The organism is Edwardsiella sp. A.80236 (assembly GCF_044540725.1).
Classification (GTDB): domain Bacteria; phylum Pseudomonadota; class Gammaproteobacteria; order Enterobacterales; family Enterobacteriaceae; genus Edwardsiella; species Edwardsiella tarda.
In genome coordinates this window covers 1-20801 of sequence record NZ_JBIUCY010000009.1, presented here as the reverse complement: position 1 = coordinate 20801, position 20801 = coordinate 1, and the positions used below count along the sequence as shown (strand labels likewise).

Annotated in this window: 16 protein-coding genes; 5 read left to right on the top strand and 11 right to left on the bottom strand. The window is 58.0% G+C overall.

Translation table 11 applies throughout. The features are described 5' to 3' along the window. The first annotated feature begins 21 nt into the window (after positions 1–21). Positions 22–453: a universal stress protein gene (locus ACEQFP_RS09230; protein WP_005284992.1), complete on the top strand. Its 432-nt coding sequence runs from the start codon at positions 22–24 to the stop codon at positions 451–453. A gap of 91 nt (positions 454–544) precedes the next feature. Here ACEQFP_RS09230 and dsbB read toward each other — a convergent pair whose 3' ends face one another. From dsbB to ACEQFP_RS09215, 3 genes are all read right to left on the bottom strand, one after another. Then, complete coding sequence (gene dsbB, locus ACEQFP_RS09225; protein ID WP_005293195.1) at positions 545–1075, bottom strand: disulfide bond formation protein DsbB; 531 nt, start codon at positions 1073–1075, stop codon at positions 545–547. Positions 1076–1172: 97 nt separating this feature from the next. Continuing rightward, on the bottom strand, positions 1173–2747 hold the full coding sequence (gene nhaB / locus ACEQFP_RS09220) for a sodium/proton antiporter NhaB (protein WP_035596780.1): 1575 nt from the start codon (positions 2745–2747) through the stop codon (positions 1173–1175). 447 nt (positions 2748–3194) lie between these two features. Then, entirely contained in the window at positions 3195–3476 is a 282-nt protein-coding gene (locus ACEQFP_RS09215; protein ID WP_370546813.1) for a hypothetical protein, read from the bottom strand. A 255-nt stretch (positions 3477–3731) separates the two neighbouring features. Between ACEQFP_RS09215 and fadR the strand changes: the two genes are divergently transcribed. Continuing rightward, entirely contained in the window at positions 3732–4451 is a 720-nt protein-coding gene (gene fadR, locus ACEQFP_RS09210) for a fatty acid metabolism transcriptional regulator FadR (RefSeq protein WP_005293201.1), read from the top strand. 56 nt (positions 4452–4507) lie between these two features. Here the strand turns inward: fadR and ACEQFP_RS09205 are convergent, their stop codons facing one another. The 3 genes from ACEQFP_RS09205 to ACEQFP_RS09195 form a co-directional block, all read right to left on the bottom strand. Further along, the gene (locus ACEQFP_RS09205) at positions 4508–6043 is read right to left on the bottom strand and encodes a SpoVR family protein (protein WP_005293204.1); all 1536 of its coding nucleotides are present in this window, start codon (positions 6041–6043) and stop codon (positions 4508–4510) included. 226 nt (positions 6044–6269) lie between these two features. Further along, entirely contained in the window at positions 6270–6485 is a 216-nt protein-coding gene (locus ACEQFP_RS09200; RefSeq protein ID WP_005285014.1) for a YccJ family protein, read from the bottom strand. A gap of 192 nt (positions 6486–6677) precedes the next feature. Then, positions 6678–6935: a hypothetical protein gene (locus tag ACEQFP_RS09195; RefSeq protein WP_005285017.1), complete on the bottom strand. Its 258-nt coding sequence runs from the start codon at positions 6933–6935 to the stop codon at positions 6678–6680. Positions 6936–7581: 646 nt separating this feature from the next. Between ACEQFP_RS09195 and ACEQFP_RS09190 the strand changes: the two genes are divergently transcribed. Together ACEQFP_RS09190 and ACEQFP_RS09185 are read left to right on the top strand one after the other, a co-directional pair. Beyond that, a complete protein-coding gene (locus ACEQFP_RS09190) occupies positions 7582–9000 on the top strand; it encodes an aminopeptidase (RefSeq protein WP_097363952.1) in 1419 nt (472 codons plus the stop codon). After that, positions 8997–10454 carry a peptide MFS transporter gene (locus ACEQFP_RS09185; protein WP_005285029.1) on the top strand — a complete coding sequence of 486 codons (1458 nt, stop codon included), beginning with the start codon at positions 8997–8999 and terminating at the stop codon, positions 10452–10454. Before ACEQFP_RS09190 ends, ACEQFP_RS09185 begins: the two co-directional genes overlap by 4 nt. A gap of 75 nt (positions 10455–10529) precedes the next feature. On the opposite strand, the gene ACEQFP_RS09180 is transcribed toward ACEQFP_RS09185, so the two are convergent. From ACEQFP_RS09180 to ACEQFP_RS09170, 3 genes are all read right to left on the bottom strand, one after another. Then, complete coding sequence (locus ACEQFP_RS09180; protein WP_005293211.1) at positions 10530–12305, bottom strand: ABC transporter ATP-binding protein/permease; 1776 nt, start codon at positions 12303–12305, stop codon at positions 10530–10532. 155 nt (positions 12306–12460) lie between these two features. Next, positions 12461–13732: a YeaH/YhbH family protein gene (locus ACEQFP_RS09175; RefSeq protein WP_005293214.1), complete on the bottom strand. Its 1272-nt coding sequence runs from the start codon at positions 13730–13732 to the stop codon at positions 12461–12463. A 61-nt stretch (positions 13733–13793) separates the two neighbouring features. Next, on the bottom strand, positions 13794–15728 hold the full coding sequence (locus ACEQFP_RS09170; RefSeq protein WP_005293217.1) for a PrkA family serine protein kinase: 1935 nt from the start codon (positions 15726–15728) through the stop codon (positions 13794–13796). Between the two features lie 387 nt (positions 15729–16115). Between ACEQFP_RS09170 and ACEQFP_RS09165 the strand changes: the two genes are divergently transcribed. Then, positions 16116–16859: a MipA/OmpV family protein gene (locus ACEQFP_RS09165; protein ID WP_370546808.1), complete on the top strand. Its 744-nt coding sequence runs from the start codon at positions 16116–16118 to the stop codon at positions 16857–16859. Between the two features lie 99 nt (positions 16860–16958). Here the strand turns inward: ACEQFP_RS09165 and ACEQFP_RS09160 are convergent, their stop codons facing one another. Together ACEQFP_RS09160 and ACEQFP_RS09155 are read right to left on the bottom strand one after the other, a co-directional pair. Then, a complete protein-coding gene (locus ACEQFP_RS09160) occupies positions 16959–19214 on the bottom strand; it encodes a TonB-dependent hemoglobin/transferrin/lactoferrin family receptor (protein WP_223931121.1) in 2256 nt (751 codons plus the stop codon). A 505-nt stretch (positions 19215–19719) separates the two neighbouring features. Next, positions 19720–20604 (bottom strand): D-hexose-6-phosphate mutarotase, encoded by an 885-nt coding sequence (locus ACEQFP_RS09155; protein ID WP_035597271.1) that lies wholly within the window; start codon positions 20602–20604, stop codon positions 19720–19722. Between the last annotated feature and the right edge of the window lie 197 nt (positions 20605–20801).

Genomic DNA, 20801 nt, shown 5'->3' with positions numbered 1-20801 from the left:
ACAACAGAGGAGAGGGGAGCGATGTATCAGAACATTTTACTGCCGCTGGATCTGGGGGAAGAGGCGCTGACGGCGTTAGCGCTGGAGCAGGTGAAATCCGTGATCCGTAGCGAGGAGACCCGGGTGCGCCTGATGTACGTGGTCGTTCAGATCCCCGATTTTATCCTCAATCGTTTCAATCCGCAGACCAACCAGTTCGACGATGTGATGAGCGAGGAGCTGCATCGTCGTCTACAGGCGCTGGCCGCACAACTGCCGCTGCCGGCAGAGAATATCAGCGTCGTGGTGCGCCAGGGCGGTATCTACGACGAGATCTTGAAAGAGGCGGAGTGCATTGGTGCCGACTTGATCCTGATCGGTTCGCGGCGTCCCAGCATGAAGACCTATCTTCTCGGCTCCAACGCGGCGGCCATCGTGCGCCATGCGCATACCTCGGTACTGATCGCGCGCTGAGTCGTGTGGGTGACGCGGGCATCATGCGCGCCCCGAGGAATAAAAAACGCCAGGCTCGATTCGAGTCTGGCGTTTTGATAGCGGGTAGGCCTTAACGGCTAAACAGCGAGCGGCGCTTGGTCTTAACAAACTGGGCGAGCAAGACCAGCAGGGCGACCAGCAGATAGGCGGCGAAGATCCCCACCAACCACTGCGGCATCTCCAGCGTCAGGAACTGCCATTGACGCTCGGCACAATCGCCATTGGCAAAAAAGATCGCCGGGAACCACTTATCCAGCGGCAGCCATGTCGGGAATGAGACGAAGAAATCGCAGGTGGTGAAGGGAGAGGGGTGCAACTGGATCATGGTGTGCTGCCAGGCCAACTCCAGACCGCGATACCCACTATACAGCCACAATAATAGCGCGGCCCAACGCAGCGGGGTTTGCGGCGCGACGGCGCCCAACAGCCCGGCACCCAGGATGCCGAACAGCGCGCAGCGCTCATAGATACACATGACGCAGGGTTTCAACAGCATCACATGCTGAAAATAGAGCGCGGTCAGTTCCAGTAACAGCGCCGTTAACGCCATCAGCAGCCAAGCTCCGCGCCCCTGAGAGCAACGCTTCAAAAATTGCAACATAACTACGCTTCCATGTCACAAAAAGGTGCAGCCAGTGTAAACCATTGACTGCACACTACCAGAAAAAAATCGCCGAAATGTGTTTCGCCGCGCGTGCTTATAGGCCGCTGGCCAGCACCTCTTGCGCCGGTGGCAGCGTTAACAGATGCCACTGGGAGAGGAGCTGCGTCGCCGGCTCGAGGGCGAAGGAGACACACAGTAAGCCGACCAGCGTCATCACGACGGTATAGGGCAGCGCCATCCAGACCATGCGACCATAGGAGAGGCGAATCAACGGCGCCAGCGCGGAGGTCAGCAGGAACAGGAAGGCCGCCTGGCCGTTAGGGGTGGCGACCGACGGCAGGTTGGTCCCGGTATTGATAGCGACGGCTAACATCTCGAACTGTTTCAGCGAGATGGCCCCCGACTCCAATGCGGCTTTCGCCTCATGAATATAGACCGTACCGACGAACACGTTATCGGAGATCGAGGAGAGCAGGCCGTTGAACAGATAGAACAGCGTCAGCTGGCGATCGGGCGGCGCCTGCAGGACGAACTGGATCACCGGGGTGAACAGGTGTTGGTCGATGATCACCGCCACCACCGAGAAGAACACGGTGAGTAGGGCGGTGAAGGGCAATGACTCTTGGAATGCCTTACCGATCAGATGCTCGTCGGTGACGCCGCACAGCGAGGTAACCAGCACGATCACGCTCAGGCCGATCAAGCCGACCTCGGCCAGGTGGAAGGCCAACGCGATCACCAACCAGACCCCGACCAGCGCCTGGATCATCAGCCGGAGCTTGTCTTGGCGTGTCCGGCTGTTGCTGCTCTCCTGGTCGAAGTTACGCAGGATTTGGCGTACACGATCCGGCAACTGAGCGCCGTAGCCGAACAGCGAGAAGCGCTCCACCAGGTAGCAGGTCAGGATGCCGCAGAAGAATACCGGCACGGTGACCGGCGCCATGCGCAGCAGGAAGGAGACGAAATGCCAGTCGGCGTTCTTGGCAATGATCAGGTTTTGCGGCTCGCCGACCATGGTCATGACGCCGCCGAGGGCGGTGCCCACCCCGGCATGCATCAGCAGGCTGCGTAGGAAGGCACGGAACTGATCCAGTGCCTCGCGTTTGGCGCTGTCCGTCAACTGACTATCGTCGCTGAGTGCCACGTTGCTCCCACCCCCCGAGGCAACCTGGTGGTAGATGCCGTAGAAACCGATGGCCACACTGATCACCACCGCGATCACCGTCAGGGCGTCGAGGAAGGCGGAGAGGAAGGCGGCGGCCAGACAGAAGGCCAACGACAAGGCAATCTTGGAGCGAATGTTGAGCAGTAGCTTGGTAAAGACGAACAGCAGCAACTGCTTCATAAAGTAGATCCCGGCGACCATAAAGATCAGCAGCAGCAAGACCTCAAGGTTGGCGGCTACCTCATGGGCGATCTTCTCTGGCGTGGTCATGCCGATAAACACGGCCTCCAACGCCAACAGACCGCCGGGTTGTAGCGGATAGCATTTGAGCGCCATCGCCAGGGTAAAGATGAACTCGACGACCAACAGCCAGCCGGCGTAGAACGGGCTGATAGCGAACACCAGCGGATTGATAAGCAGGAATACCAGAATGGCCACCTTGTACCATCCCGGCGCGTTGCCGAGGAAGTTCTTGGCGAACGCCTGGGTATATGTGATTGTCATAACGTCGTTAAACCTAATTTCTTATGAGATTTGCCGGTATCGGTTGCTCTCCCGAGCCGCGCAATGGCGCCTATCTTCGCCGGGAAATGATTAGACTATACTACTTTCACCTTGGGTAGCAAATCACGCTTCCGATATAACCTATTGTAAATCATTTAATTATTGATGGATTACTGCAATCCCTTACCCGAAAGTCGGCACCATCCCCGGCCGGCTTGCGTCAGGCGCGGCAAAGCGCGCCCGGCAATGAGGGCCAAGCTTGCCGATTTTAGCGTCCGCCTGCAATGGGCGTGGGGTGAAATGGGTAAGGAAAGCGGTCAGAAACTTGAATTGCCGGATAAATGACTAGTATGCGTGGCTTTTTTGGTGAGCCTCATCCAGAAGCGTGCCGCGCGATGCGCGATAAGGCACGCATGAGATGCGCATGCGTGCGGCGTATCGGCTGTGTCAGCCGAGATCGCCCAGGGCGATGCGCGGGGCCGGCAATGGAATATCGAGCGGGCCGATGGCCGGTAAGGCGGAGGGAGGCAACGTCAACGTGCCGAGGCGTGGTACGGCCGCCTCATCCTGTGGTGTCAGGGGCAATGCTCGACGATCGCAATGCGGTTCGGCGCGCGGGGCGCGCCGCTGCCAGAAGCGCGGTAGGCCGCCATCGATACATAGTGTAACCAGGAGAGCCGTCCCGCTCAAGGCGGCGGCGCCGGTAATGGTTATTCCCAGCAGATCCATATCCTTCATCCTCACAGCATCATCAATTGATAATGATTTTCATTATACATATGCATCGCTTTAGGCCAAGGAGAAATTATCGTGTTGGGCGCTGACGATCGTGCGGGGGCGGGCGGGGTATGCGGCGCGCTAGCCCTGTGTCGCCGGTCACACTGTTTCGCGCTTTCCTACCTCCCGGTGCTATATCAGCGGGATGCCATCTGGTATGATGAGCGCCATAGTTTTTGCTGATTGTCGTGACGGAACGTTAACAACATGGTTATTAAGGCGCAGAGTCCAGCTGGTTTTGCGGAAGAGTATCTTATTGAGAGTATTTGGAATAATCGTTTCCCCCCCGGTTCCATTCTCCCTGCAGAACGTGAATTATCTGAGCTGATCGGTGTCACCCGCACGACCCTGCGTGAGGTGCTACAGCGTCTGGCGCGTGATGGCTGGCTAACGATCCAGCACGGAAAACCGACCAAAGTAAATAATTTCTGGGAAACCTCCGGGTTGAATATCCTGGAGACCTTGGCGCGTCTGGATCACGACAGTGTGCCACAGCTGATCGACAACGTACTGGCGGTGCGTACCAATATCGCCGCGATCTTCATTCGTGCGGCGGTGCGTCAGCATCCCGACAAGGTGCAGAGTATCGTGGCCGACGCGCCGACGGTGGAGGATAGCGCCGAGGCCTTCGCCGCCCTCGACTACCGTATCTTCCGCGCCTTGGCCTTCGCCTGCGGCAACCCGATCTACGGTTTGATCCTCAATGGCCTGAAAGGGTTGTATACCCGAGTGGGGCGTTACTACTTCTCTAATCCACAGGCACGCCGTCTGGCGCTGGCCTTCTATGCCCGTCTCGGCGAACTGGCCGCGGCTCACCAACACGATCAGGTCATGGACTTCGTGCGTAACTACGGCAAAGAGAGTGGTGCCATCTGGCACGGGATGCAGAGTGGCATTCCGCGTGATTTAGCCGAGGGGCGCGGCTAAGCCGAGAAACGCTTGACGACGGTCGACAACAGGGGCGCTTTAGCGCCCCTGTTGTGTTATAGGCCGGCGGGCTGCGGGGGGCAGCGCTCTAACAGTTCGACGCCGCCGTCTGGGTTAAGCTGCTCCAGATAGACGTCGAAGCCCCATAAACGTTGCAGATGCTTGAGTACCGCTCGGCGACTATTGGCCTCCAGTGGGATGCGATTGTGGGGAATGTAGCGCAGGGTCAACGAACGGTCGCCGCGTAGCGCGACGTTCCAGACTTGGATATTGGGCTCCAGATTGCTCAGATTATACTGGGCGGAGAGGCGTTCACGCAGGCGCCGATAGCCCTCCTCGTTATGGATCGCCTCGATTTCCAGATAGTTATTGCGATCGTCGTCCTGCACACAGAACAGACGGAACTCACGCATCAGATGCGGCGAGAGAAACTGACTGATAAAGCTCTCATCCTTGAAGTCACGCATGGCGAAGTGCAGCGTCTCGAGCCAATCGCCTCCGGCGATGTCGGGAAACCATTCGCGATCCTCCGCCGTCGGTTGCTGGCAGATACGCTTAATATCCTGATACATGGCGAAGCCCAGCGCATAGGGATTGATGCCGCCATAATGGGGGCTGTTATAGGCGGGTTGCGCGATGACGTTGGTATGGCTATGCAGAAACTCCAGCATGAAGCGGTCGCTGACCTTACCCTCGTCATACAGGTGATTAAGGATGGTGTAGTGCCAGAAGGTGGCCCACCCCTCGTTCATGACCTGAGTCTGCTTCTGGGGATAGAAATACTGGCTGATCTTGCGCACGATACGCACGATCTCGCGCTGCCAAGGCTCCAGTAACGGCGCATTCTTCTCGATAAAGTACAGGATATTCTCTTGCGGCTCGCTGGGGAAGCGTGCCGCCTGGCGATCGATGACACCGACCTCGCGGCGCGGCAGGGTACGCCACAGATCGTTGACCTGGCTTTGCAGGTAGGCCTCGCGCGCCTGCTGGCGGGCCCGCTCCTCGTCCAGTGAGATCTTCTGCGGTCGTTTGTAGCGATCCACACCGTAATTCATCAGGGCATGGCTGGAGTCGAGGATCTTCTCGACCTCCTCCACTCCGTAGCGCTCTTCGCACTGGCGGATATAGTTCCGGGCGAACAACAGGTAGTCGATGATCGAACCGGCATCGGTCCAGGTGCGGAACAGATAGTTATTCTTAAAAAACGAGTTATGGCCGTAACAGGCGTGCGCCATCACCAACGCCTGCAGGGTGATGGAGTTCTCCTCCATCAAATAGGCGATACAGGGGTTGGAGTTAATCACGATCTCGTAGGCCAGCCCCTGCTGTCCCTGCTTATAACGGCGCTCCGTCTCGATAAATTTCTTACCGAAGGACCAGTGAGCATAGTTAATCGGCATGCCGATGCTGGAGTAAGCATCCATCATCTGCTCGGCGGTAATGATTTCGATCTGATGAGGGTAGGTCTCTAAGCGGTAGTGTTTGGCGACGCGATCGATCTCGCTCAGATACGCCTGCAATAACGGAAACGTCCAGTCCGGGCCATCACTCAGGCAGCGACTGCTGCGGGACTCCGCGGTTGATATGGCCATGGCACACCTCCCTTAACTCGTGGTATGGACTGCGGCACGCCGTCCTGATACAAGCGTAGTCTACGAGGCTAAAACCTGCCGCCATCGGCGGAAAAGGTGAGTGGTGGAAGGGCGCGTGACGCTTGCCGCGGAAGAGGGCGGCGATGGGAGAGGGGGGAAAAAGGTGGAGCGCATAGCATGACTCGCGCCCTCTCCCCGCTCGGCAAGGCGAGGGCGCGAGAGGCGATCAGACGTCGCGGCGGTCGATGGTTTCGTCACCCCAATAGAGTTGATCCTTATCCGTCTTGGCGAAGGCCAGAGGCAGCACCTTATCGTTCCCCTCTTCCCAGATCTGTTGGGCTAAGGTTTCGTCATCGTGGGCGAGTTCGAAGATGGCTTCGGCGATTTCTAAAGAGGTTTCACGCACGCGTGCCCATTCGGCAATGTGATGCGGCTTGGTCATAAAAGGTCTCCTTGAAAATGATCGCGGTCACAGGCGTGCTAGCGACACTACTTACGGAGAGCGGTTAGCGCAACCTGTCCTGCTTTCACCATAACGCAGCCTAAGCGGCGACGCCAGCACCTTATGTTGCCGTATGTTACTGTTATGCGGGGAAGCCAGCCAGGAGAAGGCCTGGCTGGCGATGTCGATGTGTTAGGCCAGTTCGCTGTGTGCCGGTTGATCGCCCAGCAGGCGATCTAAGGCGCTGAGCAGCAGCGTCCGACGGTGTTGGCAGGATTCGTGGCGAGCCGTGCGCGCGATGGCATGGATGAGATCGCCGTAGATGATGTCGCCATCGCGCGCAATCAGCGCGCTGACGGTTTCACCGATCAGACGAGATACTTCATGGTCAAAATGAACGGTATCACTAAAGTGAATGCCGTAATCAGGCAGTTCAGTGAGTGTACTCATGGTGTCTTTCCCTTGGTGTTGCGACAAATGACCCGGCAAGCGGTATCAATTAACGAGCGAGTAGATAAGATTACGAAATTAATTAGTCATCTATGATTATAATTAATAACACTAGCATCTTTTGCCAGTGATACCTATTTTGATGGGCTGAGGATGTTATGTGTTGTGGCTTAGTTCACAGTTAATTAATTTATTTTACGCCAGCGCGCCGCTACCCCCCCGTTTGGGGGCGGAATAACGGCGGCGGTGAGCGGATGCGGCGCGTGTCTCGGTGGATTATTCTCTATTGTTGAGTCGAGTAATCATAAGCATACTTTATCTTTATTTTGCGCGTATTGCCGATGAGTCGTACCGTACGTCAGCGCCCACGCCCGCCTGGAACGTGGGACTTCTCCCTTATTATGCCGCAATAACCCCCCTCGAACGGCGTCGGCGTGGTGGGGCATTTATCACCGTTACTTGTGCCGACCCCGGTAATTATTTTATTCACCTCCCGGCTGCTGCCTAGTGATAAATATAACCATGACATGTTTTTATTAAAATATAACACTGAAATCAATAATTTAATTGGTGATCTATTTCAATAATCCGCCAAAATTCAGGTTATATTATTGCCGCACTCTACAATAATATTAAGGGGAGTGTGATGGAGAATTATTTATCTTCTGAATATATAAACCAGGTGGAATTATTCTGTAACGGTTATAAAGCTTTCCTCGATCGGGCTAAAACCGAACGGGAGTGTATTCGCGCTATTCGTGAGGTGGTGCAGGCGCAAGGATTTGGTCCTTTGCCAGCGGCGGAGAGCGTGAGGGTCGGCGGGAAATATTACTGTGTTAATCGTAATAAGAGCATGGCGTTGATCGTCATGGGGCGCAGCCCCTTATGCCAGGGGGTGCGAATTATCGCCGCGCACAGTGATGCGCCGCATCTCGATCTTAAGCCAAATCCGCTCCATGAAGCGCAGGGATTGGCGCTGATGCGTACCCACTATTATGGCGGTATTAAGAAGTACCAGTGGGGGGCACGCCCCTTGGCGCTGCATGGGGTGGTCTTCACCCGTCAACATGGGCGCATCGAGTTGACCTTGGGTGAGCGGGGCGATCAGCCGGTATTTACCATCCCCGATCTGCTACCGCACCTGGATGCGAAGATCCAGCGTAAGCGTCCGGGGGATGAACTATTAAAGGGGGAGGAGCTGCAGATCCTGGTTGGCAGTCTCCCCTTGGCCGAGTTGGCCGAAGAGGATAAGGATCGGGTCAAGCGCCAGATCTTGGCCCGCTTGCAGCATGACTACGCCCTGGAGCAGGCGGACTTGCTACGCGCCGAGCTGGCGTTGGTGCCCGCGGGGGAGAGCCGCGATGTCGGCCTGGATGGTTCGCTGCTCGGCGGCTACGGTCAAGATGATCGGGTGTGCGTCTATACGGCGCTGCAGGCCTTGCTGGCGTGCGAGCAACCGGAGCAGACCCTGATCTGCCTGTTCCTGGATAAGGAGGAGACCGGCTCGTCGGGCGCCACCGGGATGCAGTCCGACTTCTTCCCCTGGGTTATCGAGATGCTCTTGCAGCGTATGCCGGGAGCGTCGGTCACCCAGTTGCGCCAGTGCCTCTGGAACTCTTACGCCCTGTCGGCGGATGTGGTGCCGGCGCTCGATCCGCTGTTTCCCGAGGTCCATGACGCCGATAACGCCGCTCGTCTGGGCGGGGGGATGGTGCTGAGTAAATACACCGGGGCGGGTGGGAAGAACTTAACCAACGACGCCGATGCCGAATACCTCGCCCTGCTGCAGCACATGTTGGACAGCCATGCATTGCGCTGGCAAAACGGCCTGTTGGGTAAGGTCGATGAGGGGGGCGGCGGTACCATCGCCCGTTTCCTCGCCCAGCATGGCCCCTGTGTCGTTGACGCTGGGGTTCCCCTGTTGTCCATGCACTCACCGTTTGAAGTCAGTGCCAAGTCCGATATCTGGCAGACTTTCCAGGGCTATCGCCACTTCTTCAGCGCCGCCTTTCCTTGTCCATCACAGCTATACGATGAGGCAGAGACGATAGGAGGTGCCTCATGAACCGGCGTTATCCCGCGACCTTCTACATCCTATGCGCCTGCCAGTTTTGGTGGGCCGTCTCCTTCTATAGCCTGTGGACCGTCCTGCCGGTCTTTCTACATGATGCGCTCCATCTCGACGAGAAGAGCGCCTTCAGCATCTTCGGTAGCTTCACGGCCATCGGCGCCTCGTTGCTGTTTGTCGGCGGCTGGCTGGCGGACAAGGTGTTAGGTGCCAAACGCACGCTATGGTGGGGTTACGCCTTCCAAGGAGTGGGTTACGCGCTGATCACCGCGGCTTCGCTGAGCGACGCGTCGTCACTGCTCTTCGCCGGTTTAGGCTGCGTGATCGTCGGGCGCAGCGTCGGCGGGGTGGCCGCCCCGGCGTTGGTCGCCGCGGCCTATAACCAGGGTGATCAACGTCTGGATAGCGCCTTTACCCTGTTTTATATGGTCAACAATATTGGCGCCTTCTTGACGACCGTGGCGGCGGCGGAGATCGCCGCCCGTCTCGGCTGGCAGGCGGCCTTTATTCTCAGCACGCTGGGGATGGTGATCAACCTGTTGCTGCTGGCGCGTTATAGCCGTTATCTGGTGAATGCGAGCCCGGTGGATAGCCGCAAGCCGGGGAGCGCTATCATGGCCGCTTACCTGGGCGGTTCGTTGCTGGTGGTGGCGCTCAGCATGTTCCTGCTGCGTGAACTGCTGATCACGCGGGTGCTGCTGGTGGCCGTCGCCCTGATCATCCTGTTGCTGATTGTGCGTATCATGCGGCGTGAGACGCGCATCTCGCGGCTGAAGATGGTGGTTGGGCTGGTGCTGATGGGGCAGGCCTTGCTGTTTTTCATCCTCTACAATCAGATGCCGACCTCGCTCAACTTCTTCGCCATCAATAACGTGCGCCCCTCCTTGCTGGGGGTAGCGGTCAACCCGGTCTCCTTTCAGGCGCTGAATCCGATGTGGATCATCGTACTCAGTCCCGGTCTGGCCTGGCTCTATACCTGGCTGGGCGAGCACGGGCGTGACCCCTCGATGCCGGTCAAGTTCGCCGTGGGGATGTTAGCCTGCGCCGCCGCCTTTGCCTGCGCCGGTAGTGCCCGCTTCTTCGGCAATGCGGCGGGCATCGTCTCCCCCTTCTGGATCATCGCCCCGCATCTGCTATTCGCCATCGGCGAACTGTTGATCTCGGCCCTGGGTCAGTCGATGCTCGCCAAGCTGTTCCCGCGCGAGGTGCGTGGTTTTATCTATGGCGCGTGGGGGATGGTGTTGGCGCTGGCGTCGTTGGGGGCGGCTTGGTTGGCGGGCTTCTCCGCCAGCGACAACGAGGCCGCGGGCGATGCACTGCACTCCCTGCAACAGTATGGCGCTTACTTCTATGCCTTAGCCCTCGCAACCTTGGTCGTCGCGCTGATCTGCTGGTGGCTGGCGCCCCGGTTGGATCGGCTGATCAACACGCCCGATCACCCCGCAGCGTAGGCGAGCGGGGCTAGCGTCACGATCAAGGCGGCAAAGAGGCAGATGGCCGGGGCATGGCGCCCCGGCCGGTCGCATTTAGTGGTGGCCTGCGAGTAGGGAGACCTCGACCTGTGAGGGGGCGAAGTAGCGCTCGTCGTCGTCGGCTTGGCTCGCCTTGCTAAAGCGCCAACGCAGGGTATGGAAGGGGGCCACGCTGCTGCGGTGCGCCACGCTGATCAGGGTGAGGCCCGGTAACCACTCGCTCAATAGGCGGTAGACATGCTGCTCGGTATCTTCGTCTAGGGCGCTGGTCGCCTCGTCCAGATACAGAATATCCGGTTGCAGCGCCAGCGCGCGGGCGAAGGCGATGCGCTGTTGCTCGCCGGGAGAGAGCTGTTGCGACCAGTTGGCGCGCGTCGCCAGCTGATCGCACAGGTGGTTCAGGCGGCAGGCGCGTAGGATGGTCTGTAGACTCTCATCGCTGTGGGTCGTGGCGTCAGAGGGGTAACAGATGGCGTCGCGCAGGCTGCCTATCGGCAGATAGCTGCGTTGCGGCAGGAACAGGGTACGCAGCGAACCCTCGTCGGGGCGTAAGATCTCGCCGTGGCCATAGGGCCAGACACCGGCGATGGCGCGCAACAGCGTCGACTTGCCACAGCCGGAAGGGCCGGTGATCAGGACGCGATCGCCGCGCGCTACCTGCAGGCTAACGTCGTTGAACAGCGTGCGCCCCTGGTGGATCTGCAGGGTCAGCCCGTTGATCGCCAGCGCCTGGTTGTCATCCTGGGTTTGCCCGTGGCGAATATCGCCGGGGTGCTCCGCCAGATCGGCCACGGCCTTATTGAAACCGGCCAGACGGTTGACGCATGCCTTCCAGGCGGCCAGATCGTCGAATGCGTTGATAAACCAAGAGAGCGCCCCCTGCACCTGGCCGAAGGCCGAGGAGATCTGCATCAGGGTGCCGAGCTGAATGGCGTTGGCGAAGTAGCGCGGGGCGGCCACCAGGATCGGGAAGATGATGGCGAACTGGCCATAGAAATTGCTGGCGAAGTTCAGCCGCCGGGTCAGGCGCATGATGCTCCACCAGTTGCGGCGGATGTTCTGGAACTGGCCATCAAGCTGCTGGCGCTCTTGCGGCTCGCCGTGATACAGAGCGATCGGATCGGCGTTGTGGCGGATGCGGATCAACCCGAAGCGGAAGTTTGCCTCGAAGCGCTCCTGATCGAAGGAGAGGTTGACCAACGGCCGGCCAACCAGCCAGATCATCAGCGACCCCAACCCGGCGTACAGCAAGGCGAACCACACCATGTAGCCGGGGATCTCCAGGGCATGGTCGGCGATCATCAGCGACAGCGAGCCGGAGACCGACCACAGGATGGCGACGAAGGAGAACAGCGTCACCAGGCTGGAGAGCAGCCCCAGGGTCAGGGAAAGGGTGCCGTTGGTCAAGGCGCTCAGATCTTGGGCGATACGTTGGTCGGGGTTATCGATCGACTGCTGCATCTCGGTATGGTAGTAGGCCTGATGCTGGAGCCAACGGTCCATATAGCGCCGGGTCATCCACTGGCGCCACAACATTTGCAGCCCCTGGGTCAGATAGATGCGGAAGATAGCGATGGCGATATAGATAAACGCCAGGTAGCTGAAGCGGATCAACTGCGCCTTAAACACCGCATAGTTACGGTTTTGTAGGGCATCGTAGAACACCCGGTTCCACTCGTTAAACAGGACATTCAGATACACCGCCGCCAGCGTCAATACGATGATGGCGCCGAGTCGGCTCCAGGCGCTGAATTTTTCGTCTGAAACCCAATAGGGTTTGATCAGATGCCACACTTCTCGCCAGTGGGTGGCTTTTTGGCTGGAATGCATGCGATGACTTTCCTACAGCATGAAAAGAATAAATTTAACCGTCCGTATTAGGCCACAAAACGCGACAAATGTTCTGCACCGCTTTGTAAAGTAATTTAATGATGCGCGAAAAGTCAGCAGGTTATGCCGCCCAACGGGCGGCAGGGGCGAGAGACTCAATCGTTGGCGAGCTGGCGGGCGAACAGTTCACGGAACACCGGGTAGATGTCCTGCTGCTCGCGAATATGTTGCATGGCGAAGTTGTCGCAGCTGCGGCTTAACGCCTCATATTCACGCCACAGGGTCTGGTGCGCGCGGCGGGTGATCTCGATGTAGCAGTAGTAGCGCACCAACGGCAGCAGCCGCTCAGTCAATAGTTTCTGGCACAGCGGCGAGTCGTCGGCCCAGTTGTCGCCATCGGAGGCCTGTGCGGCGTAGATGTTCCACTGCGCCGGATCGTAGCGGGCGCGCACGATCTCATCCATCAGCTTCAGGGCGCTGGAGACGATGGTGCCGCCGGTCTCCTGCGAGTAGAAGAACTCCTGTTCATCCACCTCCTTCGCCTGAGTATGGTGACGAATGTAGACCACCTCGATGTTCTTGTAGTTACGGCTGAGAAACAGATACAGCAGAATATAGAAGCGCTTGGCCATCTCCTTGGTGGCCTGATCCATCGATCCGGACACATCCATCAGGCAGAACATCACCGCCTGGCTAGAGGGCTCGGGGCGCCGCTCATAGTTCTTGTAGCGGAGATCGATACTGTCGATAAACGGCACCCGGGCGATGCGTTGGCGCAGCACCTCGATCTCGCCGCGTAGGCGCATGCTTTCCAGCGGTTGCGCCGGTTCGCGCTGTTGTAGCGCATCGAGCTGCTCCTCCAGTTGGCGCAGCTCGCGCCGCTTGGCGGCGCTCATCGCGGTACGTCGCGCCAAGGAGTTCTGTAGCGAACGTACCACGCTGATGTTGGCCGGTACTCCGCTGGCGGTATAACCGGCGCGATGGCTCTTAAACTCGGTCAGCTGGCGGTAGTGGTTGTGGCGCAGGTTGGGCAGCGCCAGATCGTCGAACAGCAGATCCAGGTACTCCTCTTTAGAGAGCTGAAAGACAAAATTATCCTCGCCGCCCTCACCGTTACCCGCTTCCCCGCTGCCTCCCCCGGCGCCGCCGCCCGGTTGGCGATCGATGCGGTCATTCTGTACAAAATGGTCATTACCGGGATGGACCCGTTGGCGTTCCCCCCCAGCGCCCTGTTGAAACAGCGGCTCGCTGATGTCGTCGTGCGAGATGGTGACCGACTCGCCGCTCTCGACATCGGAGACGGAGCGGCGATGAATGGCATCCGCGACGGATTTCTTGATCTGCGCGGTATAGCGGCGCAGGAAGCGCTGGCGGTTCACCGCGCTCTTGTTCTTGCCGTTTAGGCGACGATCGATAAAGTAAGACATGGCGCCTCCCAATCTGCCAACCGCTAGAAAAGGGCGGCAAAACGCCGCCCATAGCGCATCCTCATGACGACTTACGTACGCGCAGATACCATTCGCACAACAGGCGCACCTGCTTGCGGGTATAGCCCTTCTCCATCATGCGGTGGACGAAGTCATCGTGCTTCTTCTGCTCCTCGCTGGAGGTCTTGGCATTGAAGGAGATCACCGGCAACAGCTCCTCGGTGTTGGAGAACATCTTCTTCTCGATCACCGTGCGCAACTTCTCATAGCTGGTCCAGTTGGGGTTGTGGCCATTATTGTGGGCGCGGGCGCGCAGCACGAAGTTGACGATCTCGTTACGGAAATCTTTCGGATTACTGATCCCCGCCGGCTTCTCGATCTTTTCCAACTCGGCGTTGAGCGACTCACGGTCAAACAGCTGGCCGGTATCCGGATCGCGGTACTCCTGATCCTGGATCCAGAAGTCGGCATAGGTGACATAACGGTCAAAAATGTTCTGTCCATACTCCGAATAGGACTCCAGGTAGGCCGTCTGGATCTCCTTGCCGATGAACTCGACATATTTCGGGATCAGGTAGCCCTTCAGGTGTTCCAGATACTTCTCCGCCACCTCTTGCGGGAACTGTTCGCGCTCGATCTGCTGCTCCAGCACATAGAACAGATGCACCGGGTTGGCGGCCACCTCGCCGTGGTCGAAGTTAAACACCTTGGAGAGTATCTTGAAGGCGAAACGCGTCGACAGGCCGTTCATGCCTTCGTCCACCCCGGCATAGTCGCGATACTCCTGGTAAGACTTGGCCTTGGGGTCGGTATCCTTCAGACTCTCGCCATCGTAGACACGCATCTTGGAGTACAGGCTGGAGTTTTCTGGGCTCTTCAGGCGCGACAGCACGCTGAAGCTGGCCAGGGTCTCCAGGGTGCCGGGGGCGCAGGGCGCCAGGGCCAGCTCGCTGTTATCCAACAGCTTGTCGTAGATCTTGATCTCTTCCGAGATGCGCAGGCAGTAGGGCACCTTGACGATGTAGACGCGGTCGAGGAAGGCCTCGTTATTCTTGTTGTTGCGGAACTGCACCCACTCCGATTCGTTGGAGTGCGCCAGGATGATGCCGCTAAAGGGCAGGGCGGAGATGCCTTCGGTGCCGTTATAGTTGCCCTCCTGGGTGGCGGTCAGCAACGGATGCAGCACCTTGATCGGCGCCTTGAACATCTCCACAAACTCCATGATCCCCTGGTTGGCCCGGCACAGCGCGCCGGAGTAGCCATAGGCATCGGGATCGTTCTGGGCGTAATGTTCCAGCTTACGGATATCGACTTTACCCACCAGGGCGGAGATATCCTGGTTGTTTTCATCGCCCGGCTCGGTCTTGGCGATGGCGATCTGTTGTAGGATCGATGGCCACACCTTGACGACGCGGAACTGGGTGATGTCGCCGCCGAACTCGTGTAGGCGTTTGGCCGCCCATGGCGACATGATGGTGCCCAGGTAGCGCGGCGGAATGCCATACTCCTGGCTCAACAGGGTGCCATCCTGCTGATGACTGAACAGACACAGCGGGTGGTCGTTGACCGGGCTGCGTTCGCCGTTGGCGCTCAACACATAGATGGGGACGCATTGCATCAACGCCTTTAACCGTTCGGCCAGCGAGGACTTACCCCCACCGACCGGCCCCAGCAAGTAGAGGATCTGTTTCTTCTCTTCCAATCCCTGCGCCGCGTGGCGCAGATATGCCACGATCTGCTCGATGGCCTCTTCCATGCCGTAGAATTCGGCGAAGGCGGGATAGCGGGCGATGACGCGGTTGGAGAATAGGCGGGAGAGTCGGGGATCTTGCGCCGTGTCGATCATTTCCGGGGTACCGATGGCCTGTAGCAGGCGTTCGGCGGCGTTGGCATAGGCGCTGCGATCCTGGCGGCAGAGAGTCAGAAAGGCCTGTAGCGTCAGCTCCTCATCCTTGGCCGATTCATAACGCTGGCGATATTGTTCAAATATGTTCATAGCGATGCCCATCCTTTTGTCAGCACAAGTTAAGGAAGATGTCTCAGCGGCATAGTCAGTGACATGGCTAACGGCGCCGCGCACCGCCCCGAGGCATCCGCACCCGGCGGGCCGACCGCAGTCTCCCCCTGAGATCAAGCTTAGGCGGACTCCCCCGAATGCGCGAGCGGCGCCTGTCTTTTTTTTAAGCGATTTCAAGCACTCAGTTTAGGGTTTTTCCCGCGTCATGGCGGGCGGAGCGGCACAAATTGGCGGGAGGCGGCGCGAGGGGGCGGAGCGGATAAAAAGTGGCATGTTAACGATTTTTTAGATAAAACCTAATGATATTAACCAGTCTCTGAGTATAATCGTTCAACTTATTTTGATTTGTTATTGGATGATGTAAAGGTGAAAAAACGTACGCTCTGCGCGCTGGGTACCCTCTCCCTGCTTGTTAGCGCCGCCGCTCAGGCGGGTACCTGGTCTATTGGTGCTTCCGCCCTGGTTTCCCCGGATCCATACCGTGGAGAATCCGAGCGAGTTTATCCCGTGCCGATGGTGAATTACGACAGTGATGATTTCTATTTTCACAGCCTGACCGCGGGTTATTACCTGTGGAAAGATCAGCAGGATCAGCTGAGTGCGACCGTGTTTTATTCACCTTGGCGTTACCGCGCCAGCGACAGTGACGACTGGCGCATGAAGCGTCTGGATAACCGCTACGCCACCGTGATGGCCGGTTTGAGCTATAGCCACCACGAGAGCTGGGGGACACTGCGCGCCGCCTTCTCTGGCGACATCCTGGATAACAGCAATGGGTTGGTGGGGGATCTGGCCTACCTCTACACCTGGCGTCAGGGCGATTGGAGCTTCACGCCGGGCGTTGGGGTGACCTGGAACAGCGCCAACCAGAACAACTACTACTTCGGTGTCTCCGGCGACGAGTCACGCCGCAGCACGCTGGATCAGTACAGCCCGAAAAATAGCTGGTCGCCTTACCTGGAGCTGACTGCGCACTATCGCATCAACGCCAAGTGGAGCGCCTTCTTCGCCGGCCGCTACGTCTCACTGAGCGACGAGATCACCAACAGCCCGATGATCAGCAAGGATTATACTGGCATGTTGTGGTCAGGGGTGACCTACACCTTCTAAGAGGGTGTCAGACGTTGCCAATCAGCGTAACAGGGTCGCCTCGGCGACCCTGTTTTCGTTGCCCGCCTCACCCGTTTGCCTCGGGCGTGGATGCGGAGATTAGAAGTAGAAGGAGATGTCGGCGGCGACGTTCCGCCCCGGCGCGGTGAAGCGCTGTAGACCCACTCTATCGCTATCTATCTGGTTGGTTGTGCCGAATTCCGGCAGGCTGCGTAGCGTATCCCAGGTGCTATATTTTCTATTCAACAGATTAAATACGCCGGCACGCAGCGAGATATTATCATTGATGTGATAATAGGCGGTGGTATCGAATACCACATAGCTCGCGCTCAGATAGGGCCAGGGGCGGCCATTATGGATGGCCTGGCTCGCGGTCTTCTTTGCCGCATAGGTCATAAAGAACTCTGCGCCATATTTCCCGCCGAGATCGCGATAGGCGAGGGAGGAGACCCATTTAACGGGTTGAATCGAGAGCAATGCGTTGCCATCGGCATCTTTCCCCCGGGCGTAGCTCACGCTATTACGCAGGCTATAGTTATCCTGCCCGCCAAGCGCCTTACTGAGGTGAAACTCGTTGCTCAGCTCCAGCCCCCAAACAGCCGCCGAGGCGACATTGGCATATTGCAGGTGATTCTGCGACAGGGTCGGCTTGTTCCAGCGTGAGGGATTGCTGGGATCGTACCAAGGATTGGGAACCTGCTTCTCGGTCTGCTTGAGATCGATAAAGTCGGTATATTTGGTGTAATAGGCGTTGATCTTATTCTGGAGCAGATCCCCCTGATAACTCAGGGCGATTTCGTTACTGAGGCCTTGCTCCTGCCTTAAGTTGGGATTCGGCTCGACACGGTTAGCCGCGATGCTATCGCCATAATCGAAATAGAGTTCCTGCGCCGTAGGAATACGGAACCCCTTACCGATCTTATACTGCAACGTATAGTTGGGAGTGATGGCATAATTGGCGCTCAGGGCCCACGACAGGGCGGAATAGCGGTTGGGTTGGGGATCGCTATCTTTCGCCAGGGATAATGGCCCCGCGTCGGGTTTATGCGTGACATGATCATAGCGGGCGCCGACGATAAAACTGAGCTTCTCGTCGGGCAGGGTGATCTCATCGACGAAGGTGGCATTGATATCGCGGCTAGAGACGGGGCGAATGATTTTTTTATCATCTAGGTAGGGTTGTTTGGGATTACCTAACCAGGTGATATCGGCATTGACATTATCAAAGCGTTTCGTGGCATATTGGCTGCGTAGCGTCAGATGATGACGTGTCGCCCATAATGACCAGGTATTGAATGAAATCTCGTTATTCAGATAGCGGCCATACTGAGTCAGGCGGCGGCTTTTCTCTTCGAAAATATCGCCATAATACCCTTGCTCAAAGTCTTCATAGATCGTGCTAAAGGCGGTCTGGTCGATTTTTTGCCAGTTAAACTCCGTTTTGACGGTGTCGATGTACGCGCTGGGTTGCCAGGTATCGGAGAAACTATAACGCCGCTTTTCCGCGACATCGTCGCCGGTGCGGTGATATTTGGAGAAGAGGTGCCACGACTTCTCATCGGTATAGTTTTTTTCTTTGGCGTATTCGACGGTAGCGCTGAGGGTGTGCGCATCGCCGAGCATGAGGTTGAACTTGGAGAGGAGCGACTGGCGCTTTCTCGTTTGCGGGTCTGGCGTACCACGGGCCCGGCCAAAGACGTCGTTCTCATGGCGGAAGTTGTCGGTTTCATGGCCATTCCGATAGGTATAAAGCAGCATCCCCTCCAGCCAATCGCCGCTAAATGCACCGCCGAGAGTCTGCATCTTTTCGTCATTTTTCGAGCTGTAGGCGGTGCGGGAAACCAAACCGCTATTCCCCGAGCGGATCAAATCGCTGGGATCTTTGCTGACATATTGCACACCGCCACCCAAGGCGCCACTTCCCAAGAATAACGAGTCGGCTCCTTTCGTGATCAATACGCTTTTCAGTTGCTCGGTTTCGACGTTGTTAATGCTGCCGTTAAAATAGCCATATCCCTTGTAAATCAGGTTGTCGAAGGTTTCTCCCTGCGGTATGCCGTCGACGGAGATCGCGACGCGATCTTTATCGACGCCACGCATGCTATAGCCATTATTACCAAAACGCCCGTCGCTGGAGACGCCGACGTCGGGCAGGTGGCGGACAATATCCTGCATATCGAAAATCAGCTGATTCTCTATCTCATTCTGCGAGATGGCCGTCTCGTTGATTTTCTCCTCCTTCTTCTCGATGACATAAACGCTATCCTCGCTGTCTTTTTTCTCCGCTTCCGCCGCTTGGACGACCAGTGGAGAGCAGAAGGGGAGCAATAGAGTGAAAACTGTTCTTTTTATCATATACATAACCCAGAAGTATCAAAAGGTCATACATATTAATTGATAATGATAATTATTTGCAAGTGATCGATGGCAAGGTGGCCACACGTCGGTGCGGTGCGGGAAAGTGGGTGAGGTGGCCGGTAAGGTGGTCGGTGGGGTGAACAGGAGGCGTCAGGCGAGTGACGAGGGGAAAGTGACTCAGTGGCCAAGGGCTTGCCCAAGAGGGCGGGGCGCGGGTGCAAGGCGCTAACCTGGCGAGTGTACCCTTCAGGGGGCGTTCCCCTCATGCCGTGGCGCAACGGGTACTGCCAGGGATGGCGCGAGGCCGGGAGCATTCGCGTCGGTGACCCGTCTGGCGTGGCTATCGCCGAGGGGGGCGATGGGCGGGATGGGCGCTTGTGACGGTGGGGAGAACAGGCGGTGAGGCAGCGTGGGGGTGAGAGAGGCACCGGCTATCACGCTCTGGCCCGCGCCGTCGGCGGGGCGATCCCGGCGCCCACACCGGGGCGCCGGCGATGGAGCCTTAGCGTTGTGGGCGCAGGCGCAGGGTGGCGGCCAGGTGCGCCGGGTTGCCGTCGCTGGCCTGCATCGGCTGGCTGACGCGGGCGGTCTCCACGCAGACCATGGTGTGGTAGCCCTCGTTCGGCATGTCGGCCATCGCGGCGGCGATTTCGCTCCACGGGTTCCAGGCGACCACATCGCTATGCTGGTGGTGATGGATCTCAATGCTACGCTGGAAGCCCTTATCGTGGATCACGCTAAAGGCTTCCGGTGCGGTATAGACCCGATCGGTACGGGCAGAGAAGGTTAGTGCTCCTTGCTGCACGCCCGCTTCGCCGCCATTCACCTTGTCGAGATAGGTGCTGCCCAGCCCGGAAACGGAGACGTCTTGGATGTCGGCGACGTTGAAGTAGCTGTGCAGGGCGGCCTGGCACTGGTAGTCGCCATAGGCGTCCAGCTCGATTGCACAGTGCTGGCCCAGGCGGTAACGGGCGATCAGGCTAAAGTCATGTGGCCAATACTTGCGTGAGGCATCGCTCGCCGTCAGGGTAAAGGTCAGGGTGACGCCCTGGGCGTCTTCGTCGTGTGCGCTAAAGGTCCATGGCAGGTTACGCGCGAAGCCGTGTGACGGGTAACCCTCTTGCTGCGCCGGGCCAAACCAAGGCCAGCAGATGGGTACCCCGCCACGGATCGGCTCGCCGTGACGGAAGGCGGAGATGGGGGATAACCACAGTGCCGGTTGCTCACCGCTCGGTTGCCACAGCAGCAGATGAGCGCCTTGTAGGGCGACGGCGGCACGCACCAACGGGTGGTTGATGACCACGATGGGCAGCTCGTCCAGTTGGCGTAGGCTGATGTAGGGGGTCATCTGTTGTTCGACCGGCAAGGCAAAGATCTTCTCGGACATGCTCTGGGACATGGAACGGCTCCTTGATAAAAGCGGTACAGTAGACGGAAGTCGGCCGATTATCCCACCTTCGTCGCCGCGCCTCAATTGTGTTGCCTTTCTGACGCGAGCGTGATCCCATCTGTCACTCTGTCACTCTGTCACTCTGTCACTCTGTCACTCTGTCACTCTGTCACTCTGTCACTCTGTCACTCTGT